The sequence below is a fragment of the Streptomyces puniciscabiei genome (genome assembly GCF_006715785.1).
Lineage (GTDB): Bacteria > Actinomycetota > Actinomycetes > Streptomycetales > Streptomycetaceae > Streptomyces > Streptomyces puniciscabiei.
The window spans coordinates 300,768-323,374 of sequence record NZ_VFNX01000002.1 but is presented as its reverse complement, the minus strand read 5'-3'; the positions used below and the strand labels follow the sequence as shown (position 1 = coordinate 323,374).

Annotated in this window: 17 protein-coding genes, 2 pseudogenes and 1 riboswitch; of the genes and pseudogenes, 7 read left to right on the top strand and 12 right to left on the bottom strand. The window is 70.7% G+C overall.

From position 1 onward, the window contains the following. Positions 1–124 precede the first annotated feature (124 nt). The 3 genes and pseudogenes from FB563_RS32345 to FB563_RS32335 form a co-directional block, all read right to left on the bottom strand. A pseudogene (locus tag FB563_RS32345) lies at positions 125–552 on the bottom strand (response regulator transcription factor); the annotation flags it as partial. 73 nt (positions 553–625) lie between these two features. Then, on the bottom strand, positions 626–1,234 hold the full coding sequence (locus FB563_RS32340) for a phosphatase PAP2 family protein (RefSeq protein ID WP_055703726.1): 609 nt from the start codon (positions 1,232–1,234) through the stop codon (positions 626–628). After that, positions 1,231–1,899: a DedA family protein gene (locus tag FB563_RS32335; protein WP_107100491.1), complete on the bottom strand. Its 669-nt coding sequence runs from the start codon at positions 1,897–1,899 to the stop codon at positions 1,231–1,233. Before FB563_RS32335 ends, FB563_RS32340 begins: the two co-directional genes overlap by 4 nt. Before the next feature lie 913 nt (positions 1,900–2,812). Beyond that, a riboswitch (M-box (ykoK) riboswitch) is annotated at positions 2,813–2,984 on the top strand. Between the two features lie 322 nt (positions 2,985–3,306). Between FB563_RS32335 and FB563_RS32330 the strand changes: the two genes are divergently transcribed. The 3 genes from FB563_RS32330 (at position 3,307) to FB563_RS32320 (ending at position 6,631) form a co-directional block, all read left to right on the top strand. Next, the gene (locus FB563_RS32330; protein ID WP_055703725.1) at positions 3,307–4,653 is read left to right on the top strand and encodes a magnesium transporter MgtE N-terminal domain-containing protein; all 1,347 of its coding nucleotides are present in this window, start codon (positions 3,307–3,309) and stop codon (positions 4,651–4,653) included. Beyond that, on the top strand, positions 4,650–5,942 hold the full coding sequence (locus FB563_RS32325; RefSeq protein ID WP_234357552.1) for an NRAMP family divalent metal transporter: 1,293 nt from the start codon (positions 4,650–4,652) through the stop codon (positions 5,940–5,942). The genes FB563_RS32330 and FB563_RS32325 overlap by 4 nt, the downstream gene beginning before the upstream one ends. A 152-nt stretch (positions 5,943–6,094) precedes the next feature. Continuing rightward, a complete protein-coding gene (locus tag FB563_RS32320; RefSeq protein WP_055703752.1) occupies positions 6,095–6,631 on the top strand; it encodes a hypothetical protein in 537 nt (178 codons plus the stop codon). Positions 6,632–6,725: 94 nt separating this feature from the next. Here FB563_RS32320 and FB563_RS32315 read toward each other — a convergent pair whose 3' ends face one another. Beyond that, positions 6,726–7,835: an FAD-dependent oxidoreductase gene (locus tag FB563_RS32315; RefSeq protein ID WP_055703751.1), complete on the bottom strand. Its 1,110-nt coding sequence runs from the start codon at positions 7,833–7,835 to the stop codon at positions 6,726–6,728. A 510-nt stretch (positions 7,836–8,345) separates the two neighbouring features. Here FB563_RS32315 and FB563_RS44450 point away from each other — a divergent pair. Next, positions 8,346–9,133, top strand: a pseudogene (locus FB563_RS44450) (MFS transporter). An 11-nt stretch (positions 9,134–9,144) separates the two neighbouring features. Here FB563_RS44450 and FB563_RS32305 read toward each other — a convergent pair. Both FB563_RS32305 and FB563_RS32300 read right to left on the bottom strand, forming a co-directional pair. Beyond that, entirely contained in the window at positions 9,145–11,697 is a 2,553-nt protein-coding gene (locus tag FB563_RS32305) for a DEAD/DEAH box helicase (RefSeq protein WP_079048491.1), read from the bottom strand. Between the two features lie 95 nt (positions 11,698–11,792). Continuing rightward, positions 11,793–12,575: a GbsR/MarR family transcriptional regulator gene (locus tag FB563_RS32300; RefSeq protein ID WP_055703723.1), complete on the bottom strand. Its 783-nt coding sequence runs from the start codon at positions 12,573–12,575 to the stop codon at positions 11,793–11,795. A gap of 701 nt (positions 12,576–13,276) precedes the next feature. On the opposite strand from FB563_RS32300, the gene FB563_RS32295 reads away from it, so the two are divergent. Then, positions 13,277–14,353: a S1 family peptidase gene (locus FB563_RS32295; RefSeq protein WP_055703722.1), complete on the top strand. Its 1,077-nt coding sequence runs from the start codon at positions 13,277–13,279 to the stop codon at positions 14,351–14,353. A gap of 173 nt (positions 14,354–14,526) precedes the next feature. On the opposite strand, the gene FB563_RS32290 is transcribed toward FB563_RS32295, so the two are convergent. Further along, positions 14,527–15,021: a PaaI family thioesterase gene (locus FB563_RS32290; RefSeq protein ID WP_055703721.1), complete on the bottom strand. Its 495-nt coding sequence runs from the start codon at positions 15,019–15,021 to the stop codon at positions 14,527–14,529. 89 nt (positions 15,022–15,110) lie between these two features. On the opposite strand from FB563_RS32290, the gene FB563_RS32285 reads away from it, so the two are divergent. Next, positions 15,111–15,578, top strand: a complete 468-nt coding sequence (locus tag FB563_RS32285) for a winged helix-turn-helix transcriptional regulator (RefSeq protein WP_055703720.1) — start codon at positions 15,111–15,113, stop codon at positions 15,576–15,578. Between the two features lie 226 nt (positions 15,579–15,804). Beyond that, positions 15,805–16,857: a PP2C family protein-serine/threonine phosphatase gene (locus FB563_RS32280; protein ID WP_234357551.1), complete on the top strand. Its 1,053-nt coding sequence runs from the start codon at positions 15,805–15,807 to the stop codon at positions 16,855–16,857. A 24-nt stretch (positions 16,858–16,881) separates the two neighbouring features. On the opposite strand, the gene FB563_RS32275 is transcribed toward FB563_RS32280, so the two are convergent. From FB563_RS32275 to FB563_RS32255, 5 genes are all read right to left on the bottom strand, one after another. Continuing rightward, entirely contained in the window at positions 16,882–17,274 is a 393-nt protein-coding gene (locus FB563_RS32275; protein WP_142219126.1) for a hypothetical protein, read from the bottom strand. Between the two features lie 458 nt (positions 17,275–17,732). Beyond that, the gene (locus FB563_RS32270; RefSeq protein ID WP_055703718.1) at positions 17,733–18,173 is read right to left on the bottom strand and encodes a DUF6114 domain-containing protein; all 441 of its coding nucleotides are present in this window, start codon (positions 18,171–18,173) and stop codon (positions 17,733–17,735) included. A gap of 85 nt (positions 18,174–18,258) precedes the next feature. Next, positions 18,259–18,879, bottom strand: coding sequence for a DUF6230 family protein (locus FB563_RS32265; protein ID WP_055703717.1), 621 nt, complete (start codon positions 18,877–18,879; stop codon positions 18,259–18,261). A 242-nt stretch (positions 18,880–19,121) separates the two neighbouring features. Then, on the bottom strand, positions 19,122–21,293 hold the full coding sequence (locus FB563_RS32260) for a SpoIIE family protein phosphatase (protein ID WP_055703716.1): 2,172 nt from the start codon (positions 21,291–21,293) through the stop codon (positions 19,122–19,124). Positions 21,294–21,406: 113 nt separating this feature from the next. Continuing rightward, positions 21,407–22,567: an alpha/beta hydrolase family protein gene (locus FB563_RS32255; protein WP_055703715.1), complete on the bottom strand. Its 1,161-nt coding sequence runs from the start codon at positions 22,565–22,567 to the stop codon at positions 21,407–21,409. Between the last annotated feature and the right edge of the window lie 40 nt (positions 22,568–22,607).

Below are 22,607 nucleotides of genomic sequence, written 5' to 3'. Positions count from 1 at the left end.
GGCGTAGGCCAGGACGACTGCGTGGCCGAGCCGGAGTCGCAGCCAGGTCGTGGCCCGGTCACCCGGCAGGCACGCTGACCGTGAACCTGGCGCCGGGTGCGTGCCCGGGGTCGTAGGACACCTCCCCGCCGACGGCGCGGGCGTGGTCCACCGCGTCCAGAACCAGGTCGCCGGCCGGGGTCATCGCCGGGGGGAGGTCTGTCTGATGGCGGCTCTCAGCCTCGCGGCGAGGTCGGCGAGGTGGAAGGGCTTGGGCAGGTCGTCGTCGCCGGCGGAGAAGCCGGACAGGCGGTCGGCGAGCTGGTGCCGGGCGGTCAGGAAGATCACGGGGGCGAGGAAGCCGTTGGCGCGCATCGCCTGACACACGTCCCGCCCGTCGGGGTCGGGCAGGCCGACGTCCAGGACGGCCGCCGCGATGTCGGCGGTGGCCAGCCGCAGGGCGGCGGCGCCGTCGGCCGCGAGGACGGGCTCGAACTCCTCGTCGTACAGCCCCCGGCGCAGCACGTCCCGCAGGGCGTGATCGTCCTCAACGATCAGGATGTTGGGGCGCATGATCTTCCATGGGCCTTGCGGCCGGGGCCGTACCTGCGATGAACGGTGTGGACAGCCGGCACCTCTCAGCCACTCATGAGGTCAGCAGCAGGGCCCCCATGCGCAGGGCGGTGAGCCGGTGCGCCAGGGCTTCCGACCGCCGTCGTACCGCGACCATCGCCATGACGGCCACCAGGGCGCCGACGGCGAGACCGGCCAGGACGTCGTGCGGATAGTGTGCGCCGACCCACACCCGGGAGACTCCCATCGCCAGCGCGGCCACGACCGCTGTCGCGCCGAGCCGGCGCGAGACGAACACGAGAGCCACGGCGGCCGCGGCCGCGATGGCGGCGTGGTTGCTGGGGAAGGACCAGTCGCCGGGTGCCGGACACGCCTCCAGCGTCCGCACGTGCAGGCTCTGACACGGCCGGTCCTCGCGCACCACCAGCTTCAGGGCGGAGTTCACGCCGTACGCCACGACCACGACCAGCGGCACCAGCAGCGCCGTCACCGCAGCAGCGACGACCCCCGAGCGGCGAGCGCGCCACCAGCCGACGGCGGCCAGGACGGCGAACACCGCCAGCCCGTACGTCGACCAGGCCGAGACCGTGTCGTCCAGCCAGCCGGGGGAGTGCTGGGCCAGGTGCACCACGTCCGCATAGGCGGAGCCGTCGATGGAGGACCCGTCGAAGGCCAGGATCACTTGTTTCCTCCCCTCGCGTCGGCACCCCGGCGGGCGCGCAGCACCTCGGCGAGAAGCGGGACCAGGGACACGAGGACGATCAGCGCGACCAGCGGCAGCAGGTAACGGTCGACGTTCGGGATCGAGGAGCCCAGCGCATAGCCGGCGAGAGTGAGCCCGACGCTCCAGACCAGTCCACCGATCACCTGCCACAGCGTGAACGTCCGCACCGGGACCTCCAGGGCGCCCGCCATCGGGTTGAGCACCGTCCGCACCACCGGGATGAACCGGGCCAGCACGACGGCCTTGGCATGTCCGTACCGCTCCAGCAGCTCCTCGGCGCGCTTCACCCCCTCGTGCAGCCGCCGGGAACGGCTGCGGGCGATCAGCGCGCCGCCCGCCTTCCGGCCGAGGAGGTATCCGCACTGCGCCCCGGCCAGCGCGCCGAGGGCCGCCGCGATCAGCAGCGGCGCCAGGGACAGTCTCACGGCCTGGTCCGCCGTACCCGTGCACAGCAGTCCCGCCGTGAACAGCAGGGAGTCACCCGGCAGGAAGAACCCGATCAGCAGGCCCGTCTCGGCGAACATCACCACGCCGACGCCCAGCACGCCGAATGCGGCCAGCAGTGAATGGGCGTCGAGCACGTTGACGGCCAGCTGCGCGGCCAGATGCGGTGGAGCGGTCATGGGCGCCTTTCCTGCGGCTCGGGTGAGAATGAACGTCCGGTGGCGAACGACTACAGTGAAGTAGACGGTCTACGGAACTGTAGACGAACGGCGCGTGAAATGCGTTCCCGGGCGACAGGCACTGTGCGGAGACCCACGGCGGGACGAGCACGGTGACAGTGACCGGTGCCTTACTCAGCCTGACGGCAGACCGCGCCGCAGCACGGCCGCGCGGCAGAGGCGCTCCGGAGACCTCCGGCCGCCGCGCGTACCGAGGAGGCCCGCGCCGAGGAGGCCCGTCGGCCGGCCCGGCTGCCGGAGGCGGCGATCGAGCACCGGCGGCGCACCGGGAGCGCGCGCTGTCCAGTGTACGGCGCCGGGGACCGGCTGGACCGGGCGTGGCGGAGCAGGCGCGGGCGGAGGTGGAGCGGCTGCAGGCGCAGGCCGTGGACGCCGAGGCCGCCCGGCAGGGCGTGGACACCGGTCGGGATCCGAGGTGCGGGAGAATCGCAGGCGCCTTCGTGTCCTCGTGGAGGACGACGACGCACTCGGAGTCCATCCGGAAACCGGTCCGCGCAGCAGCGGCTGTCCCCCCACCTGGAGCCGCACGATGCTTCGGCCCTGGCCGGGACGGTCCGTGCTCCCTACGATGCCGTGCTCCAGGATCTCGGCCCGCCCGGTCTCGACGGTGTGGCCTCGCCCGCCCCCTGCGCGCCCGTTTCCCCGGCCTGCGGCTTGTGACCACGGCACGCCGGTCCGCACCGGCGCCTCGCTCAGGTCGCCGAGGTGTCCGTGCGCCACTGTCGAGTGCCGTGCATCATCCCACTGTCGTTCGCCGACCCCGCATGGCCAATTTCGCGCCTGCCCGGGGTCAAGGGGTGGTCATGGATGCGGTCGGGGCTCTGACGCGGGCGTATTGTTTGTGCGGTTTGACCAGACACCTCGTTCGGTGAGGCTTCTTCACGGACACAGGCCACTGATCCCACCCGTCGAGAGACGCTCCGGATCAGGACAGGTCTCCCCGGCCCAAGGGGTGACCCCAAGTGGCTTCTCCCCAGGGGGATTACGCCGTGGAGTGCCAAAGCTCTGACGAGTTGGGGTGTGCCGGGACCGATCGTGCCCGGCTGCCCCTTGCCGCAGGACCGCGACGCCCGTGCGTGGCCGTGACCGGGAGGAGGCGACATGGACAGTAGTCCGGGCCATAGTCGGCCCCTCTTCGTGTTGTCCGCGCCGTCCTTCCGCGGCCCGGGGCAGCCTCTTCTTCCCTGATCCCCGCTCAGCTCACCGGCTGGGCAGGCCGGGTACCGGCGTGCGCTCTGCATGCCTTGTGCCACGGGTCCGGGGAAGAGGCGTGCTGCCGTGGGCCGCCCACCCGCCCCGTCATGCGAGGGCAAGGGGGTGTTCGTTTTGGCTGCCCACACTGTGCTCATGTCCACCACGGCCCGCTTCCGTGACCGCCGCGTCAGTCTGGAGCGCCGTGCCACCACGTCCAAGACGGTCCGTGAGTCGCTGGTCTCCCTCGCCGGGCTGATCGGCGGCCCGGTCACCAACCAGGCCGGCGAGGAGGTCGGCCGCGTCGTCGACGTCGTCGCCCGGCTGTACGGAGCGGACTCCTACCCGCCGGTCACCGGGCTGATCCTGCGTATCGGCCGGCGCCGTACGTTCCTGCCCGCCGACGCCGTCGGCAAGGTGCACGCCGGGCACGTACGGCTGCGCACCGCCCGGGTCGACCTGCGGGACTTCGCCCGCCGCCCGGGTGAGGTGCTGCTGGCCAAGGACGTGCTCGACCACCAGCTGGTCGACGTCGACGGTGTCCAGGTCACCCGGGCCGCCGACCTGTACCTCGCGCCCCTGGTCGACCAGGTCGTCCTGGTCGGGGTGGACGTCTCCCTGCCCACCCTGCTGCGGCGGCTCGGCCCGCGCCGCTGGCAGGCCCGGCCGACCCCCGAGCGGGTGCTGGACTGGCAGGCGGTGGCCCCCTTTGCCGAGCAGGCCACCGAGGGCCCGCCGGAGGTGCGGCTGCGTGCCCCCAGGACGGCACTGCGCAGGCTGCGCCCCGCCGATCTCGCCGACATCCTGGAGGACCTCGGTCGCGCCGAACGCCAGCAGCTGCTGGGCTGGCTGGAGCCGGAGCAGGCAGCCGACGCTCTGGAGGAGATGGAACCGGCCGAGTTGGAGAACCTGCTGCGTGAGGCACAACCGGAGCACGCCGCCCGGCTGGTCGACGAAATGGAGCCGGACGAGGCCGTCGACGCCCTGCGCGACCTCACCCCTGAGGAACGCGAGGCTCTGCTGACCCGTATGCCGGCCGACGAGGCCGCGGAACTGCGCCGACTGCTGACACATCGTGAGGGCACCGCGGGCGGCGCCATGACCACTCTGCTGGTGACCGCCGGCCAGAAGGAGACCGTCGCCCAGGTCCGAGCCGCTCTCGCGGAACAGGCCGAACACCGCACCGAGATCGACGCCGTCACCGTCGTCGACGAACAGGGCCGCCTGGTCTGCGACATGCCCCTGTTCGATCTGGCGGTGGCAGAGGACACCACTCCGGTGGCCGATCTGGTGTCCTGGCGCGCCCAGTTCGGCCCACCTGTCACCGTCCATGCGGACACTCCGCTCACCGAGGCCGCCGACCACCTGGTCGCCGCCCGCGCCTCCTCCCTCCTCGTCGTCGACGACAGCGACCGCCCCCTCGGCCGGATCCTCGCCGACGACCTGCTCGACACCCTGCTGCCCGAGCGCGGGCGCATGCACTTTCGGAGGTTCCTGCAGTGACCCGCGACCTCGACACCGCCCGCGCGGTCCCGCAGCACCCCGCGCCCGTGCGCCGTACCGGATGGCGGCGCATCACCATGCTCGCGGTGATCGCCGGGCCCGGCCTGGTCGCCGCTAACGCCGGCAACGACGCCGCCGGAATCGCGACCTACGCCTCGGCGGGCTCCCAGTTCACCTACGGCACCCTCTTCTTCATGGTGCTGGTCACGGTCGCGCTGGTGATGGTGCAGGAGATGGCCGTCCGTCTCGGCGCCCACACCGGCAAGGGCCTGGGCGCCCTGATCCGCGAGCAGTTCAGCCTGCGCCTGACCGCGCTGGCGGTCTTCTGCCTGCTGCTGGCCAACACCGGCCTGGTCGTCTCGGAGTTCGCGGGCATCGGTGCGGCCTTCGAACTTCTCGGGGTGCCGAAGTGGGCGGTCATCCCGCCGGCCGCGATCCTGCTGTGGGCGCTGGTGCTGTTCGGCTCCTACCACTGGGCCGAACGCGTCTTCCTCATCATGTCACTGGCGTTCTTCGCCTACCCGGTCGCGATGATCCTCGGCCACCCCGACTGGGGCGCTGTCGGCCACCACCTGGTCGTTCCACACGTCGAGGGGAACAAGGACTTCATCCTGCTCGCGGTCGCCTTGATCGGTACGACGGTCAGCCCGTACATGCAGTTCTACGCCGCCGCCGGCGTCGTCGACCGAGGCGCCAAGCCCGCCGACTACCCCCTCATCCGCGCCGACGCCGTCCTGGGCGCCGTCTTCGCCTGTGTCATCAGCCTGACCATCATCATCGCCACGGCTTCCGCCATCGGCGGCACCGGCCCGCTCGACTCCGCCGCGCAGGCCGCCGAAGCCCTCAAGCCGGTCGCCGGGCAGAACGCGGAACTCCTCTTCGCCGTGGGCCTGATCGGCGCCTCGGCGCTGGCCGGAGCCGTCGTCCCGCTCTCCGCCAGCTACGCCATAGGAGAGGCCGCCGGCGTGGAACGCTCCGTCTCCCGCAGTTTCCGTGACGCCCCGCTGTTCCTGGGCCTGTTCACCGCCCAGATCATCCTGGGTGCCACGGTGGCGATGACTCCCGTCGACGTCATCCAGTTGCTGATCGGCACCCAGGTTCTGCAAGGCCTGATCAGTCCCGTCGTCCTCGTCTACCTCCTGGTCCTGACCAACCGCCGCTCGGTCCTCGGCCGTGCCGCCAACAGCGCGCGCTACCGCATCGCAGCCACCGTCGTGGTGGTGGGCGTCGCGGCCATGTCCACGCTCCTGCTCGTCCAGACGGTCCTGGGCTGGTTCGGTCTCGGATAGCGAGGGTGCGTCGTGCTCCGGTGCCGGAACGGGTGGCGTCCCGGCACCGGCAATCGTGTGGCCTGTACGTCGGCTGCGTGCACGTCGCCGCGCCTTGCGCCGGTCAGCTGGGCGCGAGCGAGGAGCCTGCCGGGGCGATATACCGTGTGGGCATGTCGGCGTTCATACAACAGCTCCCAGCGCTGATCGGCGTGGTGATCGGTGCCCTTGGGTCGTACCTGGCGAGCACGCGCGGCGACCAGGCCCGCTTCCGACGCGAGCAGGCGGCCCGTTGGGAAGAGCGGCGGTTGAAGGCGTACGCCGACTACGCGAGGTCGCTGAAGAAGAGCGTCACCCTGACGTACCGGATCGCGGCACACTTCGGCAACGACCCTCACCCGCACCCCCTGTCACCCGAGGAAGCGGCGCCTCACCTTGCCGATGCCGCTGATACCCGGGACCCGGCCGGAGAGACACTGCTGATGCTTGGCACCCCGGACGTGGTGGACAAGGCCCGCGAATGGGTCGTGGTGGTGATGGAAATGGAAGGATTCGTGCGGGACCGGACTCATAGCCCGGAAACCTGGTCAGCCATGCTCAAGCGCCAACGCGCCGCACGTGACGGGTACTACGCGGCAGTCCGCCGTGACCTGGCACTCCCACCCGGCCATTCCGGGGAATGGCAACTTGTCCCGCCCCGGACTCCCTGAGTATCCATGTCATGGCCGTCCGGGGCGTCGAGCTCGGGCGTCGAACCCGGTGCGGTGGTGTGATCCGGGAGCGGTGGCGGGCGGTGACGCTTGCTCAGGAGCCCGCCGGGGGAAGGAGGTTGTCGAGTGCCTCGGCGCAGTCCCGGGCGGCCTGGGCCGATCGCGGCAGCATGAGGCGCTCATAGGCGCGTACGGCGTCGTCGATGCTGGATTCGGTGATGAGGGCGTGGGCGAGGTCGGCGCCATCGAGCATGGCGAGATTGGCACCGAGCCCGACGGGGGGCATCAGGTGCGCGGCATCGCCCAGCAGGGTGATGCCGGGGACGTGTTCCCAGGTGTGCGGGACGGGCAGTACGAACACGGGCCGATTGACGAACCCGCCGTCGTGGTGCCGCAGGAGATGGAGCAGTCTCTCGTCCCAGCCGTCGAACATCTTCAGCAGGTGTGCGCGCACGGCGGCCGTGTCCTCGAGTTCCAGGTCGGTGGTCGGCTGCCAGTTCTGCGGGGCGCGGAAGGCGATGTAGACGCGTATGTGGCCGTTGCTGTTGCGTTGGGCGAACAGGGCCTTGCTGTCGGCCGTCGCCAGCAGGGTGCCGTTGCCGACCATGCGTGCGAGGGCGGGGTGGCGTGTGTCGCAGTCGTCGATGCCGGTCTCGACGAAGGTCACACCCGTGTAGCCGGGTGTGGCGTCCGACAGGGCTGGGCGTATCCGCGACCAGGCGCCGTCGGCACCGACCACGAGGTCGGCGTCCTCGGTGGTGCCGTCGTCGAGGAGCAGGCGCCACGTGCCGTCCCCGAGCGGGGTGGCCGCTGTGACGGTGCAGCCCCACCGGACGGTGCCCGTGACGAGGGATTCCAGGAGCAGTCCACGCAGTTGGCCGCGGTCGATCTCCGGACTGTCGTCGTCGTGGACGGGCCCCGGGAACGGCAGGGCGGTGGCGGTTACCGGGTCGAGCACGCGCCATTCCTGGCTCTCGGGGCGGGCCAGGGCGCGAAACCGGTCGAGCAGACCCGCCGCGCGAAGGGCCGCCTGACCGGTGCCGGCATGTATGTCAAGGCTGCCGCCCTGGGGGCGGGCGCCGACGGAAGCCTCACGGTCGAAGACGGTGACGGAGCGGCCGTGGAGCTGCAGGACACGGGCTAAGGCCAAGCCGCCGAGGCCGGCGCCGACGACCGCGATGCGGGGGGCGTCGGTGGAGTTCATGGAGCTGTCCATCCCATCGTAAAGTGGCTGGGTTGCCGGAAGGACCGGCGCACGACCAAGAAAGCACAGTCACCGAAAAGGCGCCTCTGAAATATGGCGTGCCGGTGTGGATGCGCATGCTCTGCGGTACCGGAACGTCGTCCTCAGGGCGCAGCGGCACAGCGACGCGATCGGTGACTACACGGTCGTTTCCTTCGTGCCCCGTCGACCGAGGGCTAGTGTTCGTGCAGCGAGCGACTCACGAGGAGCGAAGACATGGTCGGTCGTCCGAGCACGCGTTGACGTTGGTGGCCGTGAGCGGCCTGTCATCGCGTGCTGCCCTCGATGTGCGGCACACGGAGCTTTCCCTTCCCGCTGCCTGACAGCGTCGGCGCGCTTGTCGTGCGCCGGTTGGCGGGGCTCGTCTTCGGTCATCCGAGGGGTCCTTGTGCCGTCTGCTTCCTCCGCTGTGTCGGATTCCGGTCGACCTGGCGCGTCAAGCCTGTGGCGGGACGGTGACTTCCGGGCCAGTTGGGCGCCCTGCGCGCGGTGGGACAGGTGCCGATCCTGCTGCTGTCGCTCTTCGCCGGCGCGGGGGCGGACAGGTGGCGGACCCGTACGGTGATGGTGCTGGCGGACGCCGGCCGGGCCCTGGCACTGGGCGCCGCAGCCGTGGCGGGGCTCCTTGGCGGGCTCGGCCTGTCGGCGCTGCTGGTGGTTGCCTTCGCCGTCGGGGCGTTGTCCGTGTTCTTCGACGTGGCCTACCAGGAGTCCGAGGCTCAAAACCTCCTCCTCGGTTCTGGCGGCGGATCCATGAGGGCCTCCGTTTCGTCGCCGGTGACACCTCGTTGCGGACGGTGTGCCTCGCATCGGCCGCCTTCCAGTCCTGGGATCGATGCTGGCGGCCCGCCTGCCGCGCCGGTTCGGACATGGCGCCGTGCTCGTGTCCGCGGCAGCACTCGGCGACGGCGGGTTCCTGTGTGTGCCCGCGCTGCACGGCCCCTCCGCGGTGACCGTTCCCGTGCTCTTGGCGGTCAACTTCGTGTTCGGGACCTTCAGTCAGCTGGTGAACGTCACGGTCATGGCCGTCCGGCAGACCGTCACACCGGAGGGGATGCAGGGCCGCGCGGCCGCGACGATCAACTTTGTCGGCATGGGGACGACCCCGCTCGGCTCGCTGCTCGGTGGCCTTCTCGCGGAAGTGTGGGGGACGCGCACCAGCCTCCTGGTGACAGCGGCAGGCATGCTGGTGTCGCCGGCGCTGAATGGCCCTGTCCCCACTCGCCCGCCTGGGACGGACGCCTCCCGCGCCGCCATGACGGAAGCGCGGTCACCCGCCCTCGTTGCTCCGCTGCGTCCATCTCATGCCGATCGCGGAGAGCTGCTCGACTCGCTCGGGGGACAGAGTGGCGGCTCGTGAGCGTTGGTTGCTGATCCATGCCCCGAGGCGGACGTCTCGTTCCTCCTGGTCCTCGCGGCCGCGGTCCCCGCCGCTCACGACGATGCGTTCGACGTGTTTGCGGGGTACTCGTAGGTGTCCTTCGCGTTCGTAGTATTGCTTGGCGGCCGTGTAGTTGAGGGCCCATCGGTTGGCGTGTGGACGGCGTGGCTCCGGCTTTTCGTCTTCGGTGGCGGGCTGGACGCCGAGGATGTGTTCGCACATCCATTGCTGGACGGTCGTGAGCTGGTTCCAGCCGAGGCGCTGGGCGCGGATCCAGCGTGCGAGGTCTTCGCCCTGGCGTACGACGGTGCCCGGCGACGTGGGCAGGGTGCCGCCGGCTTCCAGGTGTTGCCTGGTGAGGTGGAAGCAGCGCTGCCATGCCACGGGCCAGGTGGGGCACCAGGACGGGTCGATGTCGTCCAGTTGTTCGCGCCGGTCTTCCGACAGTGCTCCGGCGGTCGGTGGAACCAGTAGGCCCTCGGTACGTCGCTGCTCGATCCCGGCAGTCTTCCGGGCGGCGGCGCGGGCGTTCTTCAGCCAGATCCCGATCTTGTAGCCCTGGTAGGTGGCGTCCAGTGGCGCCAGGAGGTGGCCGTGTTCGCCCGCCCACCCTCGGGCGGCGGCGAGTCCTTCTTCCCAGGCGACGTCGTAGTGCGACCAGACCATGCCGAGCTGCTCCAGCTGTTCGACGCGCTCGGCGTTCAGACGGCCGCGGGCGTGGAACCTGCGGGCGTCGGCGATCCATTGCCCCAGCGGGAAGCCGGCGAGCGTGGCCGGCCGCCCCTCGGTCTCTTCCTCCGGGACGTCGTCGGCAGGGATGCGGTAGGTGAACGGCACGCGCAGGTCGCCGTGCTGGCGCGCGTAGAGGGTGGCGGCTTCGATGCCGCGTCGCCAGTGGGTGTGTTCCGGGTTGAGGACGCGGAGGTTGATGAACGTGGCCAGCTGGGCGGGGTTGCGGGGGACGGAGAATTTCAGCAGTGCCCGTGCCGGTGCCGACAGTTGGTCGATTCGGCCGCTGTCGGCTCCCTCGTCTTCCGCCGCGCTGCGGCTCCGGACGCCTCTGACACGACTTGGTGCCTGTGGTTCGGCCAGTCGTTCCACGACCCTGGCATCGTGCGCTCGGAGCGCTTCCAGCAGCTTGGCCAGGCCGTCGTACGCCCGGCTGGTGAGCATGTTGTCCGGTGTCTCCCCGGGCCCCAGCAGCACGGGCACCACGAGGGAGGCGGTCTTGCCCTCGCCGGGGCGGATGCGCAGGGCGCGGCCGACGGCCTGGACGAGGTCGGGCATGGAGCCGCGTACGTCGGCGAAGTAGACGGAGTCACATTCCCGGGTGTCGACGCCCTCGCCCAGGACCCTCACCGAGCCGAGGAAGCTCTTCTCCACGACCGTGCCGTCGCCGGCGATCTGGTCGGAAAACTCTCCGAGGACGCGCCGGCGGTGGAGTGCCTTGTGTTCGCCGCACAGCCAGTCGGCCCAGATCGTCTTCGGGTACCGCTCGGGGTCGTCCGTGTGCAGCCGCGCGGCGACGTCCGCAAGGCCTGCCGCGAAGGCCTCGGCCTCCTTGACCAGGTGGTGGAAGACGAGCGTGCGCCGGAAGTTCTCCTCGGCCGCCGCCTTGACCAGGGCCGTCTGCAGAGCGGCGAGCCGGGCTCCGCGTACCTGGTCCGTGCGGCCGTCCACGCCGAGGAGCTGGGCGGCCTGGAGCCGGGTGTCGGTGATGTCGAGGCACACCACCTGATAGGGGGCGCAGATGTCCCGGTCGATCGCCTCGGACAGGGTGAGGGTGTGGCAGCGTGCGCCGAAGGGGCCGTCCGGGTCGTCCTCCATGGAGGCCACCAGCTCGCCCGGCGCGCCCGGCTCGGAGTCGTCGTCCGGCTGCCACAGCCGGGGTGTGGCGGTCATGTACAGGCGGCGCAGGGCGGGGATGCGGGTGTTGTCGTGGACGGACGCCCAGGGCTTGCCGATCCGGCCCGAGGTGCGGTGCGCCTCATCGACCACGATCAGGTCCCAGCCCGGCAGGCCTGCGGCGTGGGCGCGCTCCAGCGTTCCCAGCCCGAGCGAGGCGTAGGTGGCGAACACGGTCACCTTGTCGAACGGCCGCACCCGGGCGACCAGCTCGCCCGAGTCCGTGGTGTTGGGGAAGCCCACCTCGTCGCCGCGCAGGGACGAAACCCCGATCATCGGCCCGCCGCGGCCGCCCTCCCGCCATGCGGCCTGCGTCTGCGCGAGCAGGTCCAGTGAAGGCACCAGCACCAGCACCCGGCCGGCCCGGAGCTCTTCGGCGCTGCGCACGGCCACGAGGGTCTTCCCGGAGCCGGTCGCCATGACCACCTGAGTCCGCAGCCCACGCTCGGGCACGGTCGAACGCGCAGGCAACTCCAGGTGGCGCAGGACCGCGTCAACGGCTTCCCGCTGATGAGGGCGGAGTTGCTTCACTGCCATTCCTCTCTGCTCCGGTCTGCCCTGGATGGACGGTGCCGGGGTGCGGGCGGTCCGTAAGAGCGCTGCAGGTCAAAGGTGACAGGGCCGGTTTCGTCTCATGCCGTGGCTGTCGGTGCGGTGGTCCGTCCGTCCCCCGGACTCGGCTTGGCGCTGTGGTCCGGGCCCGTTTCGGTTCTGGTGTAGAGGACCTCGCGGCCTTGTTCGGCGGCGCGGATGAGGTTTTCGCTGACGAAGTCGAGGAAGCGGGCGGCATTCTCGAGGCGGGTGGCGGCCGGGGTGCCGCGGCCGAGGATGTTGATGCCCTGGCGTGCGGTTTCGATGAACTGGTCGTTGGCGCGGGCGCTGCGGATCATCGACTGGTACCAGAGGTCGTCGTCGACGACATAGCGCTCGCGGCGGCGCTCGTCCCGTTGGCGGCGGACGAGATCCAGGCCCTCGAGGAACGTGATCGCCTTGGAGATGGAGGCCGGGCTGACATTGAGGCGCTGGGCGAGTTCGGAGGCGGTGAGGCTGCCGGTGTCGGTGGTGTAGAGGCAGCCCAGGACGCGGGCCATCATCTTGGGCAGGCCGGAGGTCATGAAGACGGTGGTGAGGGTCTCCTGGTAGTCGCTCACGGCCTGGGCGTCGCGTCCATAGGGTTGCGGGAGCGCCTGCGGAGCCGGGGGTGTGGCCTTGTTGCGCCGGTGGGTGCGTTGCTGGGTGGCGCGGTGGGCCAGGTCGGCGCGGTAGCCGGTGGGGCCGCCGTTGCGTGTGACCTCACGGGTGATGGTGGAGGTCGGACGGTTGAGGCGGCGGGCGATCTCGGCGTAGGCAAGGCCGTCGGCCAAACCCGTCGCGATCTGCTGACGTTCGGCCTGGGTGAGCCTGCCTCCCGGCATCACAATCCCCTTCGTGCCCCACGGGTGCTCCGTGGTGCTGCTCGGTGTTTCCTTGACGCCTTCACCGTAGCGTTGGTGCTCAGCACGTTGCAACGGTTCAAGGTCTCTTGTTGCATTACCTTCAGGGCCGTTGCAACGACTCCTGCACCGTTACCTTTAGGGGTTCCGATCCAGCGCAACGTGTGCATTGCAGATTTGACGAATGCAACGTAGCGTTTCTGTCGCCTGGAAACAGGGGCCCCAGGCGCAGGGGGCGGCGGCGGAGCAGACGGAAGTCACTTACGCCGACAGGGGCCGTGGCCGGAACGTCAAACGTGGCGCGCCGGTGCCGTAGTGGCAGGTACTCGGCGCCCCAAGAGTCGTCCAAATAAGGGGCGGCCACTCCGGATTCCGGACGGAAGCGCTGAGTACGGGCCAGCCGCGGATGAACTGAGCGTGGACAGCGGGCCCGATGGCGCAACTGTGCGTGAATGCCCCGTGCGGGCAACCGGGTCCGGCGTGCCAAGACGGCGGTGACCGGGGATCGCCTCGCCCGGTGCGCGCCCGGCTGGAATGACTCCTTGTTGTGGCGCGTGGGCGTCGCCATACTCGACGGCGTTTGGCATGGCCACGTCCAACCCTCGGGGCGGCGTCCCCGTGCCTTCCATCCCTCCGGCCCCGGCTCGGTGAGTGAGCGGGGCAACCCCCACTGGAGGCCTCACATGCCGCAACGTCGCACAGCTCTCACCACGCGCGCGCTCACCGGAGCGAGCGCCGTGGTCCTCACCGCCGGCGCCGCGCTGCTCCCCGGCTCGGCCACGGCCGCCACCGCTCCGTCCACGATCCCCCCGGCCGCGGCCCGCGCCGCGTCCGCCGCGACCCTGGTCGCCCGCCTGGGCGACCGTGCTGCCGGCTCCTACTACGACGCCGCGGCCGGCCGGTTCGTCGTCGACATCACCGATCCGGCCGTGGCCGGCCAGGTCCGCAACGCCGGGGCCGTGCCCAGAACCGTGCGCTACTCCACGGCCCAACTCCGTGGCGTGCTCGGTACCTTGAACCAGCGGGCCCGGATCGCGGGCACCGCCTGGGCGATCGACCCCCGTCAGGACAAGGTGGTCGTGACCGTCGACCCGACGGTCACCGGGGCGAAGCGTAACCGGCTGATCACGGTGGTCGACTCGCTCGGCGACAAGGTGGTCGTACGCCGGGCCGCCTCCGCCTTCAAGCCGTTCGTCGCGGGCGGCGACGCGATATGGGGCAGCGGTGTCCGCTGCTCCCTCGGCTTCAATGTGACGGTGAACGGCGCGCCGTACTTCCTGACCGCCGGGCACTGCGGCAACGCTTCCTCGACCTGGTCCGACTCGCAGGGCGGCGAGGAGGTCGGCCAGACCGTCGACTCCCAGTTCCCCGGCACCGACTATGCCCTGGTCCAGTACGACGACGCGAACAGCGACCACGCGAGCGCCGTCGACCTCTACGACGGCAGCAGCCAGCAGATCACCCACGCCGCCGATGCCTACGTGGGCGAATCGGTCCAGCGCAGCGGCAGCACCTCGGGTGTCCACGGCGGCACGGTCAACGGACTGGACGCGACCGTGAACTACGAGGAGGGCACGGTCTCCGGGCTCATCGACACCGATGTGTGCGCCGAGCCCGGTGACAGCGGCGGCGCTCTCTTCGACGGCGACGCGGCCATCGGGCTGACCTCGGGTGGCAGCGGTGACTGCACCTCCGGCGGCGAGACCTTCTTCCAGCCGGTGCCGGCGGCGCTGAGCGCGGAGGGCGCGACACTTCCGTAGCAGGGCGACCGCGCTTCTCCGGCCGACCCGGAGCACCTCAACCGGCCCTGCCACGGGTCCGGTTGAGGTTCGCTCCCGCGGCACGGCCGATGGACTGACCGACGTCGGCCGCCAGGCCGGCCCTTGAGACGAGCGCGGCCTGGAACCGGATCCGGTGCTGCCGGACCCGGCGGCTAGCTCGGTGAAACGGGGAAGAGCATGCAGCTGCTGGTGGCATGGGCGAGCAGGCGGTCCTCGGAATCCAACAGGTCGGCTTGCGCCAGAGCGGTGCGGCGGCCGTGGCTGAGGACGGTGCCGATGGCGCGGACCTTGCCGGTGTCGACCGTGATCGGACGCAGGAACTTCACGCTCAGGTCGAGCGAGGTATATCCCATGCCTGCCGGAAGAACGGACTGCACGGCGCAGCCTGCGGCCGAGTCCAGGAGAGTGGCGTAGACCCCACCATGGACACTGCCGATGGGGTTGTAGTGCTCCTCGCCCGGTTCCAGGACGAAGACGGCGCTGCCGAACTCCACCTGTTCCAGCGCGAATCCGAGGGTCGCGGCGACGGGCGCGGCGGGCAGGCGTCCGCACAGCACCCCGCGCAGGAAGTCGAGACCGCTGTCCTGGCCGACGGCGGCCGCGGAAATACTCGGATCCTGCCACTCGAACGTACGTGACCTCGTCATTGGCCTCTTGCTCCCCGCTGGCTTCATAAAACGAAGTTAGCCGGCCGCATATCTGGCTGTCAATGTCGAAGCCAGCCTACGATGGGCTCATGACCTGGCTGGAGACCAGTACGGAGAACTGCACCGTGCAGCGCACCCTCGACCTGATCGGCGAGAAGTGGTCGATGCTGGTGTTGCGCGACGCCATGAACGGTGTACGCCGTTTCGACGACTTCCGTCGGCACGTGGGACTTTCGGAGGCGGTGCTGGCGGACCGGCTGCGCAAACTGGTGGCCGCGGGGATCCTGGAGACCGTCCCGTACCGCGAGCCGGGACACCGCACTCGCCACGAGTACCGGCTCACCCGGAAGGGCTGGGATCTGTGGCCCGTGATGATCGCCCTGAAGCAGTGGGGCGATCGCTACACCGCGGACCCGGAGGGGGCGCCGTTGGAGGTGCGTCACCGTGACTGCGGCGAGCAGGTGGAAGCCGTCGTCATCTGCTCCGGCGATCACGGCCCGCTCGTCCCACGACAGGCGTACACGCGTCCCGGTGCCTCCGCGCGCGCCGTGACCTGACGGGCTTGGGCCTTCCGGGAGGCGCCGGGGTCGCCTCCCGTACGGTTCCCTGCTCGTGCGCCAAGGTATCGGGTAGACGGCGATAAAATTACCCAAATCGGTGCCCTGGCTTCCGGACCTGGGCCGCCGCTCGACCTGTGCGACCTTGGGGAGCGGCACGGTGGCGAGGTCTTCTGAGGGACGCAGAGTCACGCACGCTGCTGGTGCGCGGGGCAGGCTGCTGCCCGTGCTGCCCGCTCTGCTGCTGTTCATCGGCCTGGCCGTCGGTCTCGCCACACCCCGCGATGTCAGGCCGGACGCCTTCCTCGCCACGGCAATGGTTTCTGCCGCCGCGCTGCTGCCCCTGTGGGGGACCGTGCTCACCGGAGTGGGCGCGTGCGCCATTTTCATCGGCCTGATGGTGGACTTCCATGCGCTGCGGGATGCGACCGCCTACTCCGAGCTGGCCACCCTCACGGCGATCGCGGCCTTCGCCGTCTTCTTCAACCGCCTGCTGGGCCGACGCGCCGACCAGCTGGTTCAGGTCCGCTCAGTGGCCGAGACCGCCCAACTGGCGGTGCTGCATCCGGTACCGCGACACCTCGGGCACGTCACGCTCGAGAGTCTGTACCTGGCCGCAGCGGCGGAAGCCCGCATCGGTGGCGATCTGTACGAGGCGATGCACACCCCGCACGGCGTACGGCTGCTCATCGGCGACGTACGCGGCAAGGGCCTGCTCGCGATCCAGACCGCCGCGACACTGCTCAGCGCCTTCCGAGAGGCCGCCTACGACGCGCCCGACCTGCCCCACCTCGCGCGACGCCTGGAGACGAGCATGAGCCGCCACGCCTCCCACTACCCGGGAGTCCCGGGCTCGGAGATCGCTGAACGTTTCATCACCGCTCTCCTCGCCGAGATCCCGGACCACGAACCGGTGGTCCGGACCGTCACCTGCGGCCACCCGCCCCCGCTGCTGCTGCACCACGGCGAGGTCCGTGAGCTGCAGCCGGCCGCTCCCTCGCCGCCGCTCAACCTGGGCATGCTGATGAGTGACGGCTACCACGTCGACCTCGCCCCGTTCCACCCCGGGGACAAGCTCCTGCTGTACACCGACGGGGTCACCGAGACCCGCGACCGCTCCGGCGCCTTCTACCCCCTTGCCGAACGCATCGGCTCATGGAGCAGCGAGTCACCCCACCAGCTCCTCCACCACCTCCACCACGACCTGATCGCCTACAGCGGCGGTGAACTCGACGACGACATCGCTGCCCTCCTCGCCCAGCGGCACCCCAGCCGCTGAGCGAGGAGGGCTGTTGGCCGGTGGTCACCCGGCCGGGGCCCGGTAGGCCGTGCCACGGACGGACAGGTCACCCCCGAACTGGGCGATCTGTGCCACGGTCGCGTCGGTGAAGGAGAGGGTGCGGGCGGGGACAGCAGGGTGGGACAGCCAGTCCGGTACGGCATCGGGGGTGATGGTGACGGTTCGGTCGGCCGGGAGCGGTGCGCCGCCGAGGCCTGTGACCGTGCCGGACAGCCTGCGCACATAGAGGGTGACCCCACGGCCGCTGCCCTTGCGTTTGAGTGTGGCCGTGATCCCGGGCCCGGTGCGCAGCCGCATCGCGGCGCGGCCCCGGCCCGCGGTCAGGTCGAGGTCGACGGCGTTCACCGATCTGGCCGTGAACTTCAGCATCCGCACGGCCCCGGCCGCGGTGCGCACGGTGACCACCCCCTCGAATGCGGCGCCGCGGAGTACGAGCCTGTCGGTTCGCAGGACCCAGGAGGGGCTCGCGGGACGGACGGGTGGCCGATCGAGCGGTGCCTCGGAGACAGCCGGTGACGCGGTCATGGCTGGTGGTGCGGTGCTCACCGGCCCCCGCGCCGAGCTCGACGCCGTCGGCTTGCCGCCTGCTTGCGCCGACCCCGCGTCCGTGGGTTCCGGCGTGCCGCCTGCTTGTGCCGGCCCGGCGTCCGTGGGCGTCGGCGTGCCGCTCGCCTGTGCCGGCCCGGCGTCCGTGGGTTCCGGTGTGAGGCTCGAGGGGGCCCCGGACCCCCTGGTGTCGGCGGGGGAGAGGGGCGTATCCGTCGTCATGGGTGTGGTGAGGTACAGGGCCAGGGGGACTGCGGCCGCAGCCAGTGTGCAGACGACGGGGCGTCGCACTCGGCGATGGTCACATGTCACGGTGTCTCTCCCACCGCAGTCGGCGGCTCGGCGGCGGGCGGGATCCAGGCGCAGGCCAAGGAGCCGCCGATCAGGGCGGAGACCAGTCCGAACAGGAAACCCCCGAAGTTCGCGACGGGGAAGGAGACGAGGGCGAGCAGCAGGGTGGCGATGCCGGCGCATACGCGAAAACGCTGCTGATACCAGAGGCTGAGGGACAGGGCCATGAGCAGAATGCCGATGATCAGGGATCCGGCGCCCGAGGTGGTCGACAGGGCCAGGGGAATTCCGCCGAGATCAAGGTGTGCGTAGGGCAGATACAGAATGGGGAGGCTTGCCTGGAAGGTGAACACCCCGGCCCAGAAGGGGCGCTCACCGCGCCAGGTTCTGAATCTGCGCCGGGCAACGGCGGCCGTGACGCGCAGTTGTGCGTGGCTGCGGAGGAAGTCGATGAACACGTGTCCTGTCCTGATCAGGGTGGGGCGAGAACATTCCGGGCTCGGATGGCGACGGGCCTGGGGCACACACGACGTCCCCCGCACTTCAGAAGCATTCGTGGCGGCCCTGCTGGACCTGCTCGTAGAGGCCGGGAATGTGGAACGTGCCGGCCGAGACCGCGACCGCCGTCACGCGCACGTCGGTCAGCGTGGCCGACACGGCCTGCTGCCCGACACCATTGGGGTCGAAGAACCGGGAGTCCCTGTCGCCCGGATTGATCGGGCCCTTGGTGATCGCTCCCTGCGCGACACCCGTGTCGATCCCTCGGAAATTCGCCTGCCCGACGAACTCGGATGTCGCGTCGAGGAACAGGTTCGTCGCCTCCGCCGGATGGTCCTTGCCGCCGGTGAGTCTCAGCGTCTGTGGGCCCAGTACCGGGAGGTCGACCACCACGGACAGGCACAGTCCGCTGACCGTGGCGTGTCGCGCTCCAATGACCATGACCGGCACGGGGTTGCCCTTTTTGGGGACGTCCACCATGCCGTAGAGGCTGAAGCCGCGCATGGTCAGCGTGTCCGCGGTCACCTGGAATCGCTGGCCGGAGATGAAGAAGGACGCGGCCAGGGCTCCCTGAGCCATGGCGATGGCCAGGGCGGCGGAGGCCGCGATGCCGGGGATCAGGACGGCCGCGAAGCGCCTCCAGCAGGTTCTGCCGGCGTGCTGCAAGATCCCATCTCCTCCGGTTGTGCGGTGAGCCCGCCCCTGCCAGGCAGGGCAGAGGACACCCCTTTGTCCGGTGCCGGATCCTAGGCTTCCGGAAGCGTCAACCGGCGGCACGCCAGGTCCGCCGTACGAGTGTTGTGACGCTTGTTGGGCCCTCCGGGTGACTCACCCCGTCGGGTCCGCGTGGTGAACAGCGGAGCCAAGATCACATGTTGGCGGCGGATCGGAGGCCGCCGTCGGAGCCGTCAGACGGCGGTGATCACCAGCGCGGCCTGGTCGTCGGGGGTGGCCTTGCCTGCGAACGCCGTGACCGCGGTGGTGATGGACTCGATTATGGCCGTGGCCGTGGGCGTGCTGGTCCGGACGGCGCGGAGAGCATCGGACAGACGCTCCTCGCCGAAGAACTCACCGGTGGCGGAACGGGCCTCGGTGATGCCGTCGGTGACCAGGACGAGGCTGTCGCCGGAGCGCAGGTCGATGCGGCACGGGCAGAAGTCGGGATCAGGACCGATACCCAAGAGCAGGCCCGGTTGCGTGTGTTCTACGACCGTGCCGTCGGCGCGGCGCACGAGCGGTGGTACGTGCCCCGCTCGGATCAGGTTGAGCGAGAGGTGGGACGCGGCGTGCCGCAGCTCGCCGTAGACGAGCGAGACGAACTGGTCGTCCTCGGTGGTGTCCCCCGCCAACGCGTCGTTGATGGCGGTGACCACGGCCACCGGTTCGTCGAGGAGGCGGGCGGCGGCCCGTGCGGTGTGGCGGACCATTCCGGTGGTGGTGGCTGCCAGCGCGCCGCGTCCGGAGACGTCGCCGATCATGAGTGCCCAGCGGTCGGCGGACAGCGGGAAGACATCGTAGAAGTCGCCGCCGACTTCAAGACCCTCACCGGCCGGATGGTACGAGGCCGCCAGGGTGGCGCCGGGAATCCTGGGCAACTCGGGAGGCAGCAGGCCTGCCTGAAGATCGTGGGAAAGCCGGACGCGGTCGGTGAACTGATGGGCGTTGTCGGCACTCGCAGCGGCCCGGCGGGCGAGTTCCTGGGCCAGGGCGACCTTGCGCTCGTCCAGGGGCAGCTCGGTGGCCAGCAGGGTCAGCGCTCCGAAGGTGCGGCCCCTGGTGGCCAGCGGTACGCACACGAAATCCCTGATGCCGAGCTGCGCGCACAGGCCGCTCCCGCGGGCGGACTCGGTGGCGCCGGAGGCGAGCAAGCGGACGACAGCGGCGTCCACCTCGTCGCACAGCGCGGGGGAGGAGAGGAGCTTCTCGCCCTCCCGGGTCGACGCGGCGATGGCGATGCGCTGGGTCTGGCCGCACTCGGACACGTGGACGGCACACAGCGGTGCAAGGGCCGGGACGGTCAGCCGGGCCATGCGCTGGAGGCTGTTTGCATAGTGTGTCTCGCCGGTGATGGCGGTGCTGGCCTCCAGCAGGAAGGCCAGATCCTCCCGGGCGGCCTTCTCGCGTTCCTGGGCGGCGCGCCTTGCCGCCACCGCGGCGTGGCGTTCGATGGCCAGCGCGGCTATGCGGGCGAAGGAGGCGCTGAGCGCCAGGTCCTTGTCCGTGGGAGCCTTGGGCGTGCGGTGGTACATCGCGAAGGTGCCCAGCAGCCGGCCGTCCGCGTCCTGGATGGGTGTGGACCAGCACGCCGCGACCCCGGCTCTCAGTGCCAGTTCGCGGTAGTCCTTCCACAGGGGATCGGTGGCGATGTCCGTGACGATCACCGGTTCGCGCCGGAAGGCGGTCGTGCCGCACGAGCCGACGCCTTCCGCTATGGGTGCCCCGTCGATCGCCTCGTTGTAGAAGTCGGGCAGGCGCGGGCCGGTGCCGTGCCGCAGGCGCTGTCCGTCGGGGTCGACGAGCAGTACCGAGACCAGCATGTCCGGGGAGAGGTCCTCGATCGCGGTGGCCATGCCCCGGAGGATCTCGTCCAGCGGGGCGTCCCGTGCGATCTGCTCCAGCAGCGCGCGCTGCTCGGCGGCCAGGAGATGCGCGTGGTGGTGGGCGGTGGTCTCGACCGCGATCACCACGACCCCGTCGATCCGGCCGGCGGCGTCCCGGCGGGGCTCGTAGGTGAAGTCGAAGTACCCTTCCCGCTGCCTGCCGGGCCTGCCCAGCAGCAGTCGGCCGTCCCGGGCCCGGTACGCCACGCCGGTGCGGTAGACCGCATCGAGCCGGTCGAGGACGCCCTGCGGGACCAGTTCTGGGATCACCTCTTCGACCGGCTCGCCGAGGCGGGCGCGGTCGCACCCGAGGGCCTCGAAGAACGCCGAGTTCGCCGCTTCCAGCAGGTGCCTCGGGCCGCTGAGGGCGACGAAGATCACCGGGGCCTGCCCGAACAGGTCCGCGTACTCCTCGCTCCGCCGGTCGACGGAGTTCGTGGGGGCCGTCGCCGCACTGCGGGGACGGGAATATATGGACATGACAGGCTGACCTCTCCTGTCTCGTCCGCGCTGACCGCGCCGTCCGAATGTCTCCACTCTGACACATGTCTCCGCCGTTGCCAGACACTGAGAGTCGACGGGACCCGCTGGCTTCAACCGTGGGTGCTCGGGAGCGGTGTGCAGGCCCCGGGGCGGATTCCGCCGTGGGCGCTGAGGAAGTCCAGCAGATCGCAGACGGACTCGCCGAGGACCTGATCGTGGCCCGCACCGGGGTAGGTGCGGTAGACCAAGGAGGGGGAGCCCAGGCGACGCAGGTGGGCCACGACCTCGTCGGTCCAGGCGGGCGGTACGTCCTGGTCGGCGCCCCCCTGGATGACCAGGGTGGGGACGGTGATGGCGGAGCGGTCCGGATCGCCGTAGGCGCCCATCCGCTCGCTCATGCGCCGCAGCTGTTCCCCTCTCAGCGGCAGCATCCGCTCGGTGTTCACCCCCTTGAGCGCGGGATGGCTGTGCGTCACGCAGTCGGCGATCACCCGGGAGGCCGTGGCGGCAGCCGAGGGTCCCAGCAGCGAACGCAGATCCGCCGCAGGGCCGGCCGGCTCTGCGGCGGACAGGCCGACCAGCGAGTAGAAGGCGAAGGAGAGCTCGCTGGGCACATGGGAGGCTTTCACCCCCGCGAGCATGGCCTCCAGGTGGCTGGCCGGGGCGAGGGCCACCGCCGCGCCGAGGCGCAGGCCGCCCGTCCGGCGCCCGGTGTGGGTGGCGAACAGTGCGGCCTGGCCGCCTTGTGAGTGTCCGACCGCGAACCACACCGGCGCCAGGCCGGGCACCAGCTGCCGGGCCGCGGTGACGATGTCGGCCACGGCGTTGCCCTCGTCCGCCCCGACCAGATAGGTGTGCGGGCCCGGTGTGCCCAGTCCGGGGTAGTCCGAGGCCGTGACCGCGTACCCGGCGCGCAGGAGCGCGCGCAGTTCCTGAGCGAAGGCCTCCGAGCCCAGGTTCGCGGACTGCGAGGGTGCGCAGGCGTCGGCCACGCCGGTCGTTCCATGCGCCCAGGACACCACCGGCCGGCCTCCGCGGGGAGGGTTGCCCGACGGCAGCAGTACGGTGCCGCTGACGGCCACGTTCGCGCCGCGTGCGTTGGTGGAGTGGTACAGGACCGTCCAGCGCCGCGCGTTCTCCAGCCGCGCATCAGGGCCATGGTCCGTAGCCGCGATCAGTGTGCCCGGTTCCGCGGTCGGCAGCGGATCGGGTATTCGGTAGGCGTGGTTCACCCTGGTCACGGCGGATGCCAGGTGCCGCTCTCCCGTCACGGGGGGACTCCCGGTGCGGTCCGACGGGCGGGAGGCGGGA